Annotated in this window: 13 protein-coding genes; 7 read left to right on the top strand and 6 right to left on the bottom strand. The window is 43.7% G+C overall.

The window, feature by feature from the left end; all coding sequences use genetic code 11:
* The coding region (locus tag H580_RS26395; RefSeq protein WP_425414123.1) for a hypothetical protein at positions 1 to 216 on the top strand (216 nt) is incomplete at its 5' end.
* Between the two features lie 123 nt (positions 217 to 339).
* Here the strand turns inward: H580_RS26395 and H580_RS0110090 are convergent.
* On the bottom strand, positions 340 to 930 hold the full coding sequence (locus H580_RS0110090; RefSeq protein WP_028594672.1) for a DUF1802 family protein: 591 nt from the start codon (positions 928 to 930) through the stop codon (positions 340 to 342).
* Between the two features lie 279 nt (positions 931 to 1,209).
* On the opposite strand from H580_RS0110090, the gene H580_RS0110085 reads away from it, so the two are divergent.
* Positions 1,210 to 1,986, top strand: a complete 777-nt coding sequence (locus H580_RS0110085; protein ID WP_084509124.1) for a GNAT family N-acetyltransferase — start codon at positions 1,210 to 1,212, stop codon at positions 1,984 to 1,986.
* Positions 1,987 to 2,067: 81 nt separating this feature from the next.
* Here the strand turns inward: H580_RS0110085 and H580_RS0110080 are convergent, their stop codons facing one another.
* Both H580_RS0110080 and H580_RS0110075 read right to left on the bottom strand, forming a co-directional pair.
* Complete coding sequence (locus H580_RS0110080; protein ID WP_028594670.1) at positions 2,068 to 3,000, bottom strand: macrolide 2'-phosphotransferase; 933 nt, start codon at positions 2,998 to 3,000, stop codon at positions 2,068 to 2,070.
* A 493-nt stretch (positions 3,001 to 3,493) separates the two neighbouring features.
* Positions 3,494 to 3,907 (bottom strand): Lrp/AsnC family transcriptional regulator, encoded by a 414-nt coding sequence (locus tag H580_RS0110075; protein ID WP_028594669.1) that lies wholly within the window; start codon positions 3,905 to 3,907, stop codon positions 3,494 to 3,496.
* Between the two features lie 141 nt (positions 3,908 to 4,048).
* Between H580_RS0110075 and H580_RS25450 the strand changes: the two genes are divergently transcribed.
* Positions 4,049 to 4,567: a hypothetical protein gene (locus H580_RS25450; protein WP_051217378.1), complete on the top strand. Its 519-nt coding sequence runs from the start codon at positions 4,049 to 4,051 to the stop codon at positions 4,565 to 4,567.
* A 123-nt stretch (positions 4,568 to 4,690) separates the two neighbouring features.
* On the opposite strand, the gene H580_RS0110065 is transcribed toward H580_RS25450, so the two are convergent.
* Positions 4,691 to 5,320 (bottom strand): CDP-alcohol phosphatidyltransferase family protein, encoded by a 630-nt coding sequence (locus H580_RS0110065; protein WP_036604997.1) that lies wholly within the window; start codon positions 5,318 to 5,320, stop codon positions 4,691 to 4,693.
* Positions 5,321 to 5,424: 104 nt separating this feature from the next.
* On the opposite strand from H580_RS0110065, the gene H580_RS0110060 reads away from it, so the two are divergent.
* From H580_RS0110060 to H580_RS0110050, 3 genes are all read left to right on the top strand, one after another.
* Entirely contained in the window at positions 5,425 to 8,034 is a 2,610-nt protein-coding gene (locus H580_RS0110060) for a PEP/pyruvate-binding domain-containing protein (RefSeq protein ID WP_028594667.1), read from the top strand.
* The gene (locus tag H580_RS0110055; protein WP_028594666.1) at positions 8,031 to 8,927 is read left to right on the top strand and encodes a hypothetical protein; all 897 of its coding nucleotides are present in this window, start codon (positions 8,031 to 8,033) and stop codon (positions 8,925 to 8,927) included. Before H580_RS0110060 ends, H580_RS0110055 begins: the two co-directional genes overlap by 4 nt.
* 73 nt (positions 8,928 to 9,000) lie before the next feature.
* Positions 9,001 to 9,591 carry a CDP-archaeol synthase gene (locus H580_RS0110050; RefSeq protein ID WP_169449362.1) on the top strand — a complete coding sequence of 197 codons (591 nt, stop codon included), beginning with the start codon at positions 9,001 to 9,003 and terminating at the stop codon, positions 9,589 to 9,591.
* A 44-nt stretch (positions 9,592 to 9,635) separates the two neighbouring features.
* Here H580_RS0110050 and H580_RS25445 read toward each other — a convergent pair whose 3' ends face one another.
* A complete protein-coding gene (locus tag H580_RS25445) occupies positions 9,636 to 12,425 on the bottom strand; it encodes a phosphotransferase (protein WP_051217376.1) in 2,790 nt (929 codons plus the stop codon).
* A gap of 142 nt (positions 12,426 to 12,567) precedes the next feature.
* Positions 12,568 to 14,478: a beta-N-acetylhexosaminidase gene (locus tag H580_RS0110040; RefSeq protein WP_028594664.1), complete on the bottom strand. Its 1,911-nt coding sequence runs from the start codon at positions 14,476 to 14,478 to the stop codon at positions 12,568 to 12,570.
* Positions 14,479 to 15,049: 571 nt separating this feature from the next.
* Between H580_RS0110040 and H580_RS0110035 the strand changes: the two genes are divergently transcribed.
* Complete coding sequence (locus H580_RS0110035) at positions 15,050 to 15,361, top strand: hypothetical protein (protein WP_028594663.1); 312 nt, start codon at positions 15,050 to 15,052, stop codon at positions 15,359 to 15,361.
* Positions 15,362 to 15,387 lie beyond the last annotated feature (26 nt).

Raw genomic sequence — 15,387 nt, 5'->3', positions numbered from 1 at the left:
GGCCAAGGGCAAGGCACCGGCCAAGGGCAAGGCACCGGCCAAGGGCAAGGTAGCGGCCAAGGGCAAGGTAGCGGCCAAGGGCAAGGTAGTGGCCAAGGGCAAGGTAGTGGCCAAGAGCCATCTGAAAGTGAGAGCCCAACTCCACCTCCTAGCAAAGACGACGGCACTGCCCCTGATGGCAAAAAAGGAAAAGGCAGCTCGCCTACAGTCGAATAATACACTCTTAAGTGTAAAATAAGCACGCAAATACAGCACCCTTTCAATCTCTTGCAGCATAAGCGAAGCGTTTATGCTGCAAGTTTGACAGGGTGCTGTTTTAATTTATATGTAAATACGATCTTACTTGTTCAATACCTTCATAATTGCTTCCTTCTGCTGTGCATATTGCTCATCCGACAGAATAGGCTCAAAGCCACTCTGTGGGAGCTCGGGCAGCAGATGATGCCACGATTTGCATCCCTTATAGGCCTCATCGACTGGAATCGATATCGGCTGATCTAGTCGATACATACGAATAAATAAAATATGCAAAGGAAGTTTTCGCTTCCACTTCAAACGTACATCTGCAAAAGAGTCCGTCCATATATGATAGGATGATAGTGCTCGTAACTTTTCTTCATCCATAAGCTCAATATCGTCCGTCACCTCGGCGAAGTATTCAATTGTTACAGTGGATTGCTCCGCTGACCAACCCTCCAAAGTGGCTTGAAGCAAATACTGATAGTCTGACTTCACTAGCTCAGCCTTCTGGTGTTCATAGGTCGGATACAAATAGAAGCTGTTGTTTTCCAATTTAAATTCTTTTGTTTCTTCATATAGTCCACCCTTGCGAACCGTAATAATTTGCTCTCCTGTACCTAGTGCCTTCACGGCTACAGCCCATTCCTTTAACGATAATGTGGATGTTGGCTGCTCCACTCGTTGGGACATAAAAGCCCGCTCCTCTCCATACTCCCAGTTTCTTATCAGATGGAACGCGAATGAATCCGATGCGCTACCAGTGTATCAGCCAAATGTATAGAATCGCAATCCTGATTCGATAAAATACCCATTATTCATTTTTGTATAGTTCAATTAGAAATATCCACTTTCTGATCGTATACTGATTTTATGTAAAAATGTGGGTTTAAAATGTATTGGGAAGTGAGGCTGGGAATATGATTGTAGAGCTAGACAGTAATAACTTTCATCTTATACAGCCATTATTAAATAAAGACACGGAGCGAGATAGCTTACTTATACAAAGCCGTTATCAACGGTACGAACCGCGGGCATATTTATGTAGATGATCCGGCTCAGCCGCGAACAGCGCTCGTCTATGTCGTGGGTGTCATAGATTTTTTCATTGGAGATCCCCATAACGACGCATTTATAAGCCACTTGAACACATTCATCGATAACGTATACAAGCAGGTAAACTTGGAAACATGCGGTGGAACGTGGATGATTTCAGCTGTATTTGATGAAGAGTGGGAACAAGTATTAGAAACGACATTCTCACACCGAGATTATGATACCGACTACGATTTATATTTCCAACTCCATGCAGACAAGTTCCATGCTTTAAATAAACATGCACCTTCCCTTTCAAGTGAATACGCGTTGATCCCACTCACCAAAGAAATCATTGAACAGGAGCAAAATGAAGAGCTCTTTGAGGACTTCAACGACTTCTGGAGCTCTGTAGATGACTTCATCGATCAAGGCTTTGGCATGGCTATCATTAAGGACGGACATGCTGTAAGCACTTGCTATACCTGTTTTATAGACGGCCTTCAATTTGAGATGTATGTAAGGACCTTGGAAGAAGAAGAAAATCAAGGACTCGGTACAATGGTCAGCCGGGCGTATATTCAAGATTGCCTGAACAAAGGGATATCTCCACGATGGAGTACCCAAGAAACGAATGAATCATCGTGCAAAGTAGCAGAGAAATGTGGGTTCGAATTTGTCTACAAACTAAAAACATACGAGTTTGAATTCTGATAGGAACTGCTTAACATCCCCACCGCAATGTAGAAATCCTTCCTAACACACGGCTAGGAAGGATTTTATTTGATACCGCATCTACGCTTCCGCGACACCTAACGCAGCTCTCGCCATCTTCATAACTTCTTCATCGCCAGATGTTAAAGCAAACATACCAAGTAGTACCGGATAGGTCGTTACTTGTTCCGCAATATGCTCCTTCATTCGCGGCCATACACGTCCGCCCGCTGCCTCATATCGAGTGAGCAGATCCTCCAAGCGCTCCTCCCCAAATATAGCAGAGTAGAGAACAAAGTCTGTTCCTGGGTTAGCCACCTCTGCTTCTGTCCAATCCAGCAAACCCGTTACCCGCTGCTGCTCATCAATAATAATGTGAGGCGGGTGCAGATCGCCATGAACGAGTACAGAATGTGGCGGCCAGTACGAGTCGTCTGTCATCCATACTTGCCAACGCGTCCATAGCTCCTCGGACACGCCTATCTCCTGCTTGACCTTCTCCATATGCTGCCCTAACGTTTCACGCGCTTCTGCCGGACTTTTCACACGCAGTCCAGCCTCTCTGGCAGCATCATGATCGATACCGTGCAAGGCAACTAAAGCGTGGGCTAAAGAGTCAACAAACTGAGGTGAAGGATTCTCATGGTCCATATTCCACTCGTAGTTCCGCATCTCCACATTTATACCAGCCGCGGGAACCCCATCTAATAAAGGATAGGCAATAAGCTCTGGCGTATACACTCGCCAATCAGGTACAACAACAGACAAATGTTGTTTGAGCAGTTTCAATACGCGGTGCTCATTGTCTGCTCGCTCGAGCACATCCGATCTTCTCGGCATACGGAGCACCCATTTGTCACCATCTGTATCATTAGCAAACGCAACGAGAAAATCCATACCTGACTCATTCATCTCCACTTTCTCTGTTTGCAAATGAATGCCGTGTTTCTCAGCCAATGCCACCATCTCTTCAACTCTGTTATCGTAGTTTTCTTTCGTTCCTTTATCGGACATCTTTCCGTTCCTCCCTTATTATACGGTTCCTGTAAAACAACAAAAACACAGGCCAGCTGCTGCCTGTGTCATCTGTAATCGGTAAGAAGAATGAATCTCCTCAACATGGTATGCGGTACATCATAAGAAACATGCAGAAAAACAAACTATCGGCGGATTACACCCCCGTTAGCTGAACGCTCATCTGTTTCTTACGATATCAACATTATCATAAAGGTATACAAAAAGAGGGCGCAAAAGGCCCTCTCGTTAGCTTGTAGCTATCTGGGGTTACCTTTGAAAAATGGCAGACCTATCCCGATTACTCTGTACACATGACAGAGCCTTTGAGCAATATTACCTATTAGCGCAAAGATCTTAATCGGAAATAATGTGCCACACGTAACCCCTCCGTTCCATTAAAGTACGTCTATTTTATCACAAAAAATAATACCATTTCAATCCACAAGTTAGTGTAAGTTAGCATACGAATGTTTGGCTAACTTCATGACTTTTATTTATACTGTCCAATCGAAATGTTGATTCTGTAGTGACCATAGACCAAAATCTCATCTAGCAACTGCGACAACGTATGGTGATCAGGAACTTGAACTTTCAAAATAAAGCAAGGATCTCCGCTCACACGGTGAGCCTCCTTAATAACGTCCCGCTGCTGAATAAACTCTTGAAAGCTCGTATGCCGGTAATCTTTCATCATCACAATGACAAATACACAGTACGCACTTCCCATCAGTTTTTCATTTACCCGGATCGTATAGCCTTCTATAATGCCCATTTCTTCTAAACGCTGAATCCGATTAGCCACGGCTACCCCTGACATGTGCACGACTTCCCCAATTTGCTTCCACTGCATTCTTGAATTTGTTTGCAAGCATCGGATAATTTCCATATCAATGTGATCCAACATGCGTACGCATCCTTTCACGAACAAAGTAATAAGAGCAAAATGCTTTCACCAATGCATGTAAAGACCACAAATGTGTGCGCTAGAATGAGCAATAGAGGATCCTCACCCTTTAATAATGAACGATACAAGGAGGTTTTTCCATTGTTAAAAAAGGTGTTCGGCATGTTGATACTAACGCTAGCTATAACGGTGCTTGCAGGCTTTAGTCATGAAACCACAGGTTTGTGCGGTCAAGCCGACAAGGGAACTCTTGCAGCTTTACACGGACAACAAACAGCCTTTACTGCCAATGCTTCAATCGTGAAATCCTTTCCTTTAAATGACGATGACGACAACGACGAAGAGGACGATGAAAATACGCAAAAACCATATTGGCTGGATGCTAACGTGGAAGATGAGGATGACCAATATTACTTAACTATTAGGACCAATTTAAAGCTATCGATCAAAAACTATAATGGTCCACCTGTAGAAGGAGAAGGGCATATTCACTTCTACTTGAACGGCAATTTAATCGGGCCCATCGTAGATAAGAAACCCTTTCTGCTGTCCAATCTTACGGAAGGGAAAAATACAATTAAACTCGTGTTGGCTCAAAATAACCATTGGGAAACCTATGGCGTTGTGGAAGAACTGACTGTAGAAAAGGAATCTGATTAATCTAACTTTCAGGAAAACAGGACAAAGGGGCTGTCTCCGTCATCGTTCATGACCTAGGAAACAGCCCCTGCAATTATTGGCTCTATGAACGTAAAAGGTTCCCATTGCTTCATTATCATTTTTTCATCCTTGTACTAGCCACACGAACAGAACCGAACCTGGGACAAGCACATACAATAGTTTAGTTGCAAAGCCATTTTTGGGATAGGGGATTGCCGATACCATGAATATAGCAGTCAGCAGGAAAAATAAGCAGAGGAGCATGCGTTGAATGTCCAAATTTATTTTACTTATATGTAGCAAGGCAAATGTAATTAGGAACCAGCTGGCACATACCGTTGTAGGTATACCTTTAAAATAAGCGCCCCTATCGACTTGCTGCATTCCTGATATATTGAAATACGCAAGACGCCATACACCTGCCATCAAATAAAGCAATAAGAATGGTAGCATCCATAAAGTTGTGAAACCATAGAATAATCCTACATATAAGGGTGGGTACAAGCAAAAGTTAATCACATCCGCCAAGCTATCCAATTGCTGGCCGAATGATGAGGATTGTCCAAAGCGACGCGCCACGACTCCGTCTAGACGATCGAGTAAAATTGTAATGGCGTAGCTTGTAAATGCCCAATTCAATTTGTCGTTGAGCAAGAATGCAATGCTAATGAATCCAGTCATAACAGACAATGTTGTTAGTAGATTAGGAACATTCGAAAACTGCATAGCGGGGAAATAATTGCGAATTTTCATAAAGTACTCCTTCCTTGAAACTAATGATTGGTATGTACATGGAAAGCAACTATAATTGATCCATAATAATACGACAAATAATAAATTCCGATGGAGTTGATACGATGACTAAGCATATCCCTCAACGAGATCAGCAACCTTGGATGGTCCTGCATTTATCAGCAGAAGAAGGAGAGTTTACTGCCGTTGGAGGCAAGGCAGCGCGCCTAATCGAGCTGCATCAACGTCACTATCCTGTACCTCATGGGTTCGTCGTTACAGTAGCAGCCTTTCAACGATACTGCGAATATAATCAAATAGACACGAATTGCGATGAAGATGATAGAAAACTACAAGCTGATCAGGTCCTAAACGGTAACTATCCTCCTGAGCTCAAGCATGAGATAGAACAAGCCCTTTTATGCTATTCCTTCACCACCTATGCCATTCGCTCCTCCTCTATTTTAGAAGACGGAACAATTAATTCCATGGCAGGACAATATCATACCTATCTAAACGCAACAGTCGATGAGGTATTCACGCTTATTAAGGCTTGTTGGGCGAGTATGTACAGCACCGCAGCAGCAGCTTATAACGAACGGAATGTAACGGTTAATGCCTTCCAGATGGGTGTCATTGTTCAAGAACAGAAAAACCCCCAATACGCAGGAGTACTTTTCACCATGAACCCCGTCAGCAAGGATACCGATCATCTCATTATTGAATGGGTAGAAGGCTTAGGGGATAAGCTTGTATCGGGTGAAGTAACTCCTAATCGAATCGTTGTATCCCGCCTGACTCGGCAAGTGACTTTTCACGTTGGCACTGCTCTACCGCCTCATCTCACCCTTAGGCTCGTTCAACTCTCACTCAGTATTGAGCAAGACTATCAATTCCCAATCGACGTGGAATGGTGTATCGAACAAGACGAAGTCATTATGCTGCAAGTTCGCCCAATTACAGCCTTACAAGGGAAACAGAACATCATTTGGACAAATGTCAATATGGTGGAGAACTTCCCTACTGTAGTAACTCCTTTCACATGGTCGATCGTTAGTTCATTCTATCAGCATTATACTAGACAAATGATGAAGTTGTTCGGATGGAAGGACTCCGAATTAGAGTCACTTCGAACCGTCACTGATTACACAACAGGCATTCATGCAGGGCGAATCTACTATAACTTGAGCAATTGGTATGAAAGTGCTTATTTGCTGCCTATCGGCCCGCTGCTTAAAACACTGCTTGATCATTTTATCGGTCAACAAGTCCCTTTTCCGTTCATACCAAATACCGACATCCCCTCCAAGTTCAACAAGCAAAATAAAATCAGACGCTACCTTTCCTTCTCCTATCATTTCACGAAGTTGTGGATGTCAGCCTCAACCCGAGTGGAACAATATGAAACTGCTTTCTACGAAAGAAGGTCGAAGTGGCGCGCTGGCGGCTATAAACAGCTGTCGCTTCAGCAATTGCTCCAAGTGTTAGACGACGTAATGAACGGACTGGTAAAGCACTATTATGATCGACCTGCCATCGTCGACTTACTGGCAGCAGTATTCCCAGGAGGATTGAAACTTCTCGTCAAGCGCTGGCTTAAAAATGTCGACATTAATACAGATTTAGCTGTTGTTCATCTTATGCAAACAGAAGACATACGCAGCTTAGAGCCTTCACACCTTATCGAAGAACAAGCCATGCTCATCCATTCACACGCTTCATGGCAGCGTCTATTGGAAGAGAACAAACTGGAAGAACTCGAACTACAACTTCATGGCGAGGCAAAGAAGAAGTTTGAACGATTTATGGAACAGTACGGTGGAAGATGCTATCACGATTGCACAATTGTCTCTCCTACCTTTGAGGAACGACATGATTTGTATTGGCAATTAGTAAGAAAATATCAAGCTGCTTCACAACAGCGTACTTCCCCAACATCGGATTCATCGCCAACACAGGAAACCCAGTCTTCTGTTATCGATTGGACAGCCCATATCCAGCAATCCTTAACACGTTGGCAGCGAGTCGCTTTCCGCTTCCTACTGCACCATACCCATCAATCGATTCGCTTGCGAGAAAGAAGCCGTATTATCCGCAGTTTATTATTTGGGGAGATTCGCCAGATTGCGCTACATATGGGGCAACGGCTCGTTGAAAAGGGACATTTGGCACAAGTTGATCAAATATTCTACTTGCAATGGAACGAGATTCAAGATCTCGCATATGGAAAATATCAATTCCCTGAGACCATTCCAACGCTTATTGCACTACGTCAAGATGCACATCGAAATAACGAGAGTACAGAACCTCCAAGTCTGTTTGTGCGCGAACAAGGCATTTACTATCAAGGCCAACCTATACCGCCTATCGAGCATGATCAAGAACATACAAGACTTGTAGGCATTGCGGTATCAGGAGGAACCGTTACCGGACGAGCACGAATTATCTTCGATCCCGTAAATGAGCCAAGTTTGGAGCCAGGTGATATTCTCGTTACGAGGAGTACAGATCCAGGTTGGACACCTTTATTCAAAATTGCTGCTGGCTTAGTTGTCGAGAGGGGCGGCATGTTATCCCACTGTGCAATTGTGGCACGAGAATTCGGCATTCCTGCTATTGCCGCTGTAGAGCGAGCAACCTCACGCATTGCCGATGGTGATATTCTCATCCTTCATGGTGATACTGGTGAAATTGAACGGGTTGAACTGGCTACTGATGTACGTGAAATCATATGATGCACGTATGGCGTTTTATTCAAGAGCGGTACCCGCTATTCATCACGATCCCCCTCTGCATCATCGTCACGTTAAGCTTAATACCGTCTATCGATACGGGTAAGTACCACAATCACTTGTTGTTAACTTTGCTTGCTGTACTTACGACATGGCTCGGACTGTTATTGCTGCGCGCAGCGGATGATTTACATTCCATACAGGCTGACCGAGATAAGAGTCCTCATCGTGGTTTAGTGACAGGCTATATTCAAGCCTCTGCACTTCGCCGCATCTGTATACTCATTCTAGTACTCCTTATCTTTCTGCACGTCCAGAATTGGATTGGAGTTGTGATCCTATGTTTTCTCACGGTTTACTATTGGTTGTGGTTCAAGTTAAGTCCACGCCTCCCAATCCTACTTCGCCCTTTCGGCTCCAATTTCATATTTGCGGTCATACCGTTCTATATAGGTGCTGTCCATAAAATACCCTGGCAAGTGGAGTCTTTATACGTTGCAGGATTCCTTTACTTTGCCGTTATTGCCCATGAATATGCTCACAACATACAGCCTGATAAGGGGGATGAACAAGATGAACATGAGCTAGAACCTACATCCACGCCACTTACATATACACAAATCATCGGTGCAAGAGGTACAGCCCTTCTAGCCGGTTTACTATTTGCGAGTTCCTTCATTTGTGGCGCTATAACGGCGAGCATCATGAAGGAGGGTGCTTTCTTAATTGCACTAATCATTCATATGCTTGTGAATACCTATCTAATCGGTAGGCTTATCTACCAACCTACTTCGAAGCTTTCTCAAAAGTTCTACGTACTTGGCTTCACCTTTTTTATTATCCCTTTAGCTGTCCGTATTATAGTAAGAGTGATAAATACAATAAACATCCTTTAGTAAATAAGCGAGGACATTAAGATACTTTTTGTAACGAGAAACAGCCACTATAATCAGAAAGGTTCGAATGCCCATGCTACTATCATTGCAAATACTATTGTTTATGATGCCTGTTATTTTGGGTGGCGTTACAAATATGATATTTGTGAAATTGTCTTTTGTTCGCAAGCATCGCCGTCCCATGGATGCTGGGCGATATTGGAGAGATGGAAAGCGGATTTTCGGCGACAATAAGACATGGTATGGATTTATGGGCATGATCCTATTTACAGCATGCTGGTTTGCAGCGATGGGATGGCTCGTTGATCACTGGACTTGGTTAAAATCCAACTCCCTCCTACCATGGGATACCTATCATACGCCTTATACAGAATGGATGATTGGCATGCTATGGGGATTCAGTTACGTGCTGTTCGAACTACCAAATAGCTTTATCAAACGCCGCTTAAACATTCCACCAGGTCAAAACCAAAAAGGATGGCTCGGTATCTGCTTCACGATCATTGACCAAGCTGACTCGGTTATCGGCTGTATGATTGCCACTTATCTTTTCTATCAGCCTTCCATTCTTGAAGCAGCATTGTTCCTCCTAATAGGGACGACTGTTCATTACATTATCAATATCCTTCTCTATCTGTTCGGATTGAAACAACAAGCGGGATAACTTGCTATGCAGGCAAGCTATCCCGCTTGTCTCTTTGTTTATGTCTAATTAGATGCTTGCAGCTCAATAAGGCGTGGATTCTCCTTTACCTTATCGAGAATATATCGAGAAAGATTGTGATAAATCGTCTCCATATACGATAAGTGCAGCAAATTATGAGCCAATAAGTAGAGATTATAGCGAACCGCCGCTAATTCCAACGCATTCAGCAAGGTAATCTGCTCAAACTCTTCCCTGTCCAGTGATATACCGCTCGCACACTCCAAATAGAAGCGATATTGTTCCATATAGCTATCCCATTGTTGGATCGAAGCATTCACTCCGACTGTGTACGACAAGAACTCTACACAATCATGCTGAGGATTTTGATAACATACAAGTTCCCAATCATATACAACCAACTGCTTAGTACCATCGGTAGATCTTAATCCTAAATTACGCGGATTAAAGTCATTGTGGGTAATCGTCTGATGATATTGCTTCATTCGCTGCCTATGAGAAGGGAGTTGGAGAATAAATTGACGCAGCAAATGATAGAGATGTGGAGAAATCAGTGTGGGAAAGCGTGCATAGTTATATTCCGTCAAAGCAAGCAGTAGCTCAGTTGCATCCTCACAGCCCGATTCATCTAGCCGATCTAGCTGAAGGACAGCAGGCAGCTCATCTGCTTTATTTAAAAAGTGCGCATGCATCTTTGCTGCATCCGCAAGCACATAATCAATATGCTCTTCATCCCAGACAGCAAGCGATTCAATCGTGCCGAGGTGACTGCAGTCAGATAAGTCTTCCATAAGGATCGCATAAGCTTCCTTGTCTTCATCGCAAGTTACACCGTACACATGTGGACAATACTGTAACAATGCCTCCGGTGCCTGTTGATAAAAAGCTATTTCTCTAATGTGGGATCCTTCAAATCCGAAAATATGCATTTGCGACTCAAATAAACCAGATAACCGGTCATCTCCTGACAGTTTCGCTATTCCTATACCTAGATCCATAACTTCCCGATCATTGGATTTCACTTTCAGAATAACAGGAAGGTAAGTAGTCGTATCTCTTATGTTACATTCTTGCCGGAGAGGAGGTTGCAAGTGCAACAGATAACGATGAAGGCCTTGAAACGAACGGTTATTGGCTTTAAGCATATTAGTAACAACACTTGATTCCGTGTTTAAAGGTGTCCGTTCAAAAGACGTTACTTTACCATATTCCTCTCCAAGAAGTGCCTGAAAAAAACGAGGCTTAATATCGCTCCGCCGAATACCCACACCATCGGCCTTTCTTCCTAAACGCTCATGGGCTTTGACAAATTCGTTTGAGATAATAGCTGACGAAGTAGATAAATCTAATGCGAGGCAGGCAGATGCAATTATTTCTGCCAGCTTGTACACTTTTCCACGTCCGTAACACCCCATCATCTCAAGGCACTCACGCTGAGTCGGTAGGCTTGTTCCTCCTCCCACTGTGCCGATAACTAATGAAGGGAGCTGTACGTGAAAGGAAATACCATCGCCCTCCCGACGCGCCTTGAAAATACCACAGCTTGCTTCATGAATCGAACCCATGTCTTGTCCAGTAGCGCTAAATACACCCGCAATGATGTTGGCGAAATTAACATTATGTCCGATCATTCCTGTTTGCAAGGCACCAACTTCTGCTGCATACCAACATTTCATGTATTGATCCACGGAAATTCTCAGCGTCTGCTTAAGTATAGCTTCTGGAATATGGATCGAGGCATTTACCTGAATTCCTCTTCCTCCGATAAAATTGCGGTATGCTACCTTTTTATCCCCTGCCTGATTGCCTTCAATCATGTAGCGGACATATTTTAATTCTGCAAGATGTTTAACCTTAGACGCAATCCATTCGCAAGCGACATAGGTACAGGAAGTCGTCATATTTTGTCCAGCGGCATCTCCTGTTTCGTAACCGAACTGCACATGCACGAAATCTGCGAATGGATACGTATGTAAGGTAATCAATTTAGCAACAGAAGATACTCGTTCTGCCTCAGCCTTAATCGACGTTTTATGTTCATCTATCCATTGAGCAAGTCGGATCGCGCTAGACATATCCTCGCAGAAAAATACAGGAGCACGAACCATCGTCTGCTTAAGGACATGCACCTCAATCCCTCCTGCAGCATTACAAGCCTTAGCCCCTCTAGATATGGAACTAATAAGCGCTCCTTCCGTCGTGGCAATCGGGATAGGTATATGCCCATTTGCGTAGGTTCCCCTAACCCATAGTGGACCTGCTATCCCTAAAGGAACCTGTATGGAACCTATATAATTTTCAATGTTTCCTGCAAGCAGAGATGGCTGTTCGTGAAAGAGGGACTGGGTGACATGCACGAGCGTATTACCCGTAAATTGTTCAAGCCACTGTTGGCGGGCTGCTGTTGCATCCTGAGTGTAATGTTTGCGTCCAATAAAGGAAGGAAAGGGAGTAAATTCCGACGATGAAAAACGATGCAGAGGTGAATTGCCTAAGATGACTGCGTATATACGCTGATGTAGGAAATCGATAGACTCGGCGCCCTGTAACTGTACAGCTATTATCACAGAACACTCATCTACACCGAGTGATACGTCGGTGACTGTGAACAGATAAGCCTCCTTATCCATTTCGTATTCAGACAAACCAATGCGTGACAATGCATCACCCGGCTGCAGGTGCAAGTCGTGTTGATAGGTCATTATTCGAAAGCCATCGTACCAGTAGTGAGATAAATATCCTTCATAATGTTGACCTTTATACTCAAAATATAACTTTGGCATTCGCTGATCATGAAAGCTACGCACTTGCTCCCTGTCATCAAAATGATCCATTAGAATCCCCCTTCTGGCGCTTGTGCTCGTTGCCATTTCACATTTCATGCAAATCATATAGAGACTATCTGGAATCCCTTCGACAGGATTAAAAAGCGACTGAGCTTTATGGAAAGTCTCAGCCGCTTTGTTCAATAAGCTGTCAAAAAGGATTCATAACATGGAAGAACACATTTGGCGAGGCCATCCGATAATAGAAGCTGCACCAGCCAGCGCCTTTATTGTTGAAGCGATTCGTTGTGCTGTACACAAGACGCTCTTGTTCCAACTCTTCAATCTGTCCGATGCGCCCTTCTACGTAATCCATTAAGCGCATGGAAGCAGTATCTAGACGATTGATAACCCCACCGTAGCGGATATCAATAACTTCCCAGCCGAAAGGCTTAAACATACGCAGCCACTGCTTGCGGTGCGCAGCACGAAGATCTTGCACTCCTGCCTCGATAGCTGGCAGTACCTCTACCGCGATACGTCGCAGCGTTTCCTTATCACCTGCATCATAAGCTTGCTTCAGCTCGATGCCAATCTCACTTTTCAGCTTCAATACGCCGCACAGCTTCTCTGGCACATCGAAAATGTAATCCAGCTCCGCTTCAGGGACACGGCTGCTGCGAATCGCCTGCTCCACGTTCGCATAATGAGCCGACATTTCCAATCCTTCAATCTGCTTATCGAACAAACCGAGCAGCACATCTTGATACAATAAGAACTTACACGGATTGCTCTGCTTCTCATTGTTAGGCTCTGCGCCAGGCGTCTCATCCAAGTCCTTCATCAGCATATAAGCATCCAGCTCGATGCCTGTACAGAACTTCACGCGCTCCGCCAGCTTGGCTCGATCCAACTCGCCCTCGGCATAAGCATGCTCCGCGTAGAACTGCAAGCCAAGCAATGCGATATATGGATTGCTTTCCATTCCATCATCGCCCCATAGCGTCGCATATACTTCGCCAACACCAGCACGTTTGCACGCCTTCAGCGCACTATCCGTAGCGTTCAAGGACATGCCGTAGTTAACGCCAAACGTATTGAATACCCATACTCCGCCAGCAAATACGAGATTACAGTTCAATGGGCGATGCTTCGCAATGAGCTTATCGTAATGCTCTTCTTCCATATGGTTGTAGTCCCAATACACCATATCAACGTCACTCGGAATACGATTTGCCATCGATTCAGAAAATTGACTCTCTGTATCAAAATGTTCTGTACCGTCAGCAGAAGTGAATTTCAAAAACATGTCGCTCCACATCATCGGCTTCAAGCCACGACGACGTACAATTTCCAACACCTTGTCCAAATGAGCCATCATAATTTCAAAGCGTTCCACATACCCGTTCTTATCTAAATATTTGCCGCGTCCAAGCTCTTCTGCCTCATCCATACCAATGTGAACTTTACGACTGCGGAAAGGAGCACTAACCGCCTCGATCATATTCTCCATCAGTTGATTCGTCTTCTCTGTGCCAACTAACAAAGCACCCTTCGTATCTTTATATTCCCTTACCGGCTCCCACTTGAGAAACTCCTCTAAATGGGCAAGCGTCTGAATGCTTGGGAAAGCCTCAATACCGAATTGATATGCATAATCATCAATCTCACGAAGCTCAGCCTCTGAATATCGACCACGCATGTAGCCAAAGTAAGGTTCACCCTTAATTTCATACGTATCTTCCATATAGAGCATGACCGAATTCATGCCCATAAGCGCCATTTTGCGTAATAAATCTTTAAAGCTATCTAATGTCAGTACTGCATTGCGAGAAAGGTCGAACATCGGTCCAACCGTATGGATATGCTGCTTCTCTTCGATATGAAAAGCCTGCCCACTGCTGCCGTGCTGCACAAGAAGCCCGAGCCCTCTATAAAATTGATGCTTATGTCCATAACGTATATAGGCTTGACCCTGCTCTAAGCCCACTTCCAGATTGCCTGTTGAAGGCCCCACACGAACAAGCACACCATCTTCTGCTTCACTAAACCAATTGTCCTGCGACAACGCGCCAATTCCAGCTAGTAATTCCGTCAAATCTCCCTCAAATCGCAATTTCATCGATACTTCCTCCTAACCAAGTATTCATAGTATGATTTCTAATTTCTATGTAATGACAAGTGCATAGGAAAAATATAGTTCGATCTCATTGTAGTACAAACGAGTAGGTTTGAGGAGGTAGTCTCAGCAACGATTCGTTACAGTATTAATCGTAAAATCAGAGAAAACTACTGCCTTGAAGCGTTTCATAGAAAGAACATGATTCATTTTGAGAGAATCGTGCACCACAATATCTATTTTGTAAAAAATAACATGGAATAAAGTTCTTTGGTATGAAACTATATCCTTTTATGTGCGTATGTAAATATGTACCTTATTAAAATACAAATACTCAAGATATCGTTACATATTTTTTTTTATCATGTAAGACTCACGCAGGAGAACTGCAAGGGGAACCTTGATATGCGAAGTGGGATAAGCATCTCATACATAAGTTTTGGTTGCTATAGTTCATGGATTTACGTTAGCGCTAAATCATGCTGAACCTTTCGTGTCGGATAATCATCAAGGCTGTGAGAATGATTCTACCCCCATTAGAGCAACTATTATATATTTTAGAGGAGATGTTCACATGTTTGGATCAAACGGATTTGGATTTGGCAACAAAAGCGCTCGCGTAGGCGATCAAATCGATGCTGAAGTAAAAGGCCTTAAAAACATGGTAAACAGCGTAAACATGGTAGCTCAACAATTCGATTTCGTTGAATCTCAGCTTCAACAGTTCGCTCAAATTATCGGTAACTCCGACCCAATGGCAGCTATGCAGTTCCAAAACCTTCAAGCGCAAATTAACAACATTCAAGGTCAAATCGTAGCGAGCCTAGGTCAAATCAACCAAGGTTTGACGAACATCGATGCACTAACTGATAAAATTCAAAACTAATTGATGTAACAAAGAGCGTACCCACT

This window comes from Paenibacillus assamensis DSM 18201 (assembly GCF_000422445.1).
Classification (GTDB): domain Bacteria; phylum Bacillota; class Bacilli; order Paenibacillales; family Paenibacillaceae; genus Paenibacillus_B; species Paenibacillus_B assamensis.
The sequence above is the reverse complement of the archived record's forward strand: the minus strand, read 5'-3'. Positions and strand labels throughout refer to the sequence as shown.